General features: G+C 46.3%; 1 protein-coding gene. It reads right to left on the reverse strand.

Annotated features, from left to right (window positions below; all coding sequences use genetic code 11):
• Nucleotides 1-276: 276 nt before the first annotated feature.
• Nucleotides 277-1,090, reverse strand: an 814-nt coding sequence (locus tag F6K37_RS43990; protein WP_287257427.1) for a calcium-binding protein, incomplete at its 5' end; no start/stop codon positions are given.

A 1,090-nucleotide genomic window follows, 5' to 3' on the forward strand; every position in this document is an offset into this window, starting at 1 on the left:
GGGTGGGCAGTGAACCAGACCAATTCACCAAGCCATAGCATTACTAGGGCGTGTTTTCAAACTCGGAGATCCCCCTAAATCCCCCTTAAAAAAGGGGGACTTTGAGAATGGCTCCCCCCTTCCGCGCGGGGGGTTGGGGGGGATCTAAATCTTGCGGAAAACTTTGAAAACACGGCCTAGGCACTGCCCACCTTAGGATGAAAACACAGAACAGGAAACTAATCAAATCAAGGAGATTTTAACTAGTCAGTTGTTTCCCCCACCGTGTACTAGTCGTTATACAAAGATCAGATCGGCTGTTGTATAGGTATCAGTAACTATAGCAATAACCTCCAGGGAAGGAGTATTCATAGAGATAAAGTTAGCCCCAAAGATATAGTCGCCGATTGCTCCATGGAGTTGAATTGTATCCGTACCAGATTCGAAATCCGTAATTACAGCGTAATCATTGAAACCAAACCATCCTTGCCCAACATAGTAAGCATTGCTGCTATCTCCAAGCACAAATGTATCAGCACCAGCTCCTCCGGTTAAGATATCAATTTCATTAACACCTGGATTGCTACTGGTGGGATCGACACCTACGATGGTATCATTACCAGAGCCACCAAACAGAGAGTCATTACCTAAGCCACCTCGAAGAGAGTCGTTACCTGAGTCCCCAGACAGGGAGTCATTACCTGAGCCACCCAGAAGAGTGTCATTATCTAAGCCCCCAGACAGGGAGTCGTTACCTAAGCCCCCAAACAGAGAGTCGTTACCTGAGCCCCCAAACAGAGTGTCTTCACCTGAGCCCCCAAACAGACAATCGTGACCTGAGTCGCCAGAGAGAACATCATTACCTGAGCCCCCAAACAGAAAATCGTTACCTGAGCCGCCGATAAGAATGTCATTTCCCTCTTGACCAAAGAGAAGGTCATTGCCCTCAAGTCCTATAATGATGTCATCTCCCTCAAGTCCCAGGATTAAATCGTTGTTGCTAGTACCCAATAAAAAGTCAGGATTGGGAGTACCAAAAATCAACTGAAAAGGCCCTGAGATTTTAGTTGTCGATGATAAAGTCTGTAAGTCTGAATCATCGGAAACTAAC

This window comes from Moorena sp. SIO4E2 (assembly GCF_010671945.1).
Classification (GTDB): domain Bacteria; phylum Cyanobacteriota; class Cyanobacteriia; order Cyanobacteriales; family Coleofasciculaceae; genus Moorena; species Moorena producens.